Source organism: Streptomyces globisporus (genome assembly GCF_003501885.1).
GTDB lineage: Bacteria > Actinomycetota > Actinomycetes > Streptomycetales > Streptomycetaceae > Streptomyces > Streptomyces globisporus_D.
This window is the reverse complement of sequence record NZ_QWFA01000375.1, coordinates 1-1,663: the sequence shown is the minus strand read 5'-3', so window position 1 is coordinate 1,663 and position 1,663 is coordinate 1. Positions and strand designations below refer to the sequence as shown.

Sequence of the window (1,663 nt, the reverse complement as noted above, 5' to 3'; positions counted from 1 at the left end):
AACCGCCCCCCGCCCCGCCACGCTGGGCCGCCCCGGTGTTCCCGGGGACCGGCTGAGCGCGGGAGCGACCGCCCTTCAGGCGTCGGGGCCGGAGCCCGAGCCGGGTCCCGGCCCCGGGTCCACGACCTCGCCGCGCCGGTGCACCCGCGTGGCCGCCAGGCCGCCGAGGAAGCCGGTGACCAGCCCCCACAGCACCGCGAACCCGAGCGCCGTCCACAGCTTCGCGCGCAGCGACACCTCCCCGCCGAGTCCGCCGCCCAGGTCCCCCAGGCCCAGGAGGGAGAGCCCGTAGTGGGCGGAGATCCGGGCGGTGAGGCAGATGAACAGCACGGTCAGGGTGAGCGCCACCGCCATGTGGACGGCGTGCTGCCACAGGCGCGTCCGGGCGGGCGACCGGGCTGCCATGAGGAACGCGGCGGCCGGCACGAGCACGGCGACGACGACCACGAGCCAGCGGACGCGCCCGTCCTGTTCGGCGAGGGTGCTCAGGTTCAGGGTGGAGAGGTCGGGGGTGCGCAGGACGGTGTCGAGCACCTGGGGCACGGGCAGGCCGAAGGGGCCTTCGACCTTGCCCTCCCAGGACGCGCCGAGGCCGAGGGTGAGCGCGAGCCAGACCAGGTTGGGCAGTCCGAGCAGGATCACCGCGGCGGTTTCGGCGGGGTGGCCGCGCGTGATCATCACGATGATTCCGGCGAGGACGCCGAGCGCGACGCAGGCGAGGAGCAGCACGACCATGGCGTACGCCGCCGGGCGCACCGCTTCCTGGAAGCGCAGCAGCCGGGCCGGGAGCGGGGCGCGGCGCGAGACGATCAGGGCCAGCACGAGGACCCCGGCCAGCCACACCAGTCCGAAGACCAGGGTGAGGGGGATCTCCGCCCGGAATCCGATTTTCGGGTCCTCGCCGAGGAGGTCCCCGGCCTCGCTGCCGGTGAGGTCCTCGGCCGAGAGGGTGAAGGTGTGCCGGGCGATGAGCGAGAGGACGATCAGCGCGACGATCCACAGGGCGGCGATGCGGCCCGCCCAGCCGGCCAGTTCGCGGCCCCCGGCGACGGCCCGGTGGTGCAGCGGACGGAGGAAGCCCCGGGCGACGAGGAGCGCGCCCACGAGGGTGACCGACAGCGGCAGCACCGAGAGGTCGGCCTGCGTCCCCACGAGGGAACCGGCGTCCCCGGACAGCCCGACCGAGCCGCCCGCCGCCATCACCACCACCGCGGCGACGACGGCCGGGAAGGCGCCGCCGGGCAGCCCGGCCGCACCGGCGGCCCACAGACCGAGCGCCGCGGTCACCACCATGGCCAGCACGCCGATGAGGACCGCCAGAAGCGCGTCGCGCCAGCCGTGCGGGGTGCGTGCGCTGTTCTCGTCGTTGCTCGCCCGGACGTTCACGCCCTCACGCTAAGCAGGGACCGGACACTTCGCTCCCCGAGGAAACGGTTCGCCCCTCCGCTTGCGAGGACCGCCGGGGCGGAGCAGACAATGGTGCGAAATGCCCTGGATTGCCACCCCTCGGACCCCGTACGGAATCGGGTCGCGGGGGTCTCCGGGGCGATACCGACTACGGGGAGCAGAGCCCGTGAGTGTCCAACCGCCGCCTTCCGGCCGCCCCGCAGGACCGCCGTCCGGCCCGCTCTCGGGCCCCTCGGACTCCGGCCCCACCCCGCCC

The 1,663-nt window shown here is 75.0% G+C and carries 1 protein-coding gene; it reads right to left on the bottom strand.

All coding sequences use genetic code 11. The features are described from left to right. Positions 1–75 precede the first annotated feature (75 nt). Positions 76–1,386 carry a streptophobe family protein gene (locus tag D3105_RS33660; RefSeq protein WP_118906579.1) on the bottom strand — a complete coding sequence of 437 codons (1,311 nt, stop codon included), beginning with the start codon at positions 1,384–1,386 and terminating at the stop codon, positions 76–78. Positions 1,387–1,663 lie beyond the last annotated feature (277 nt).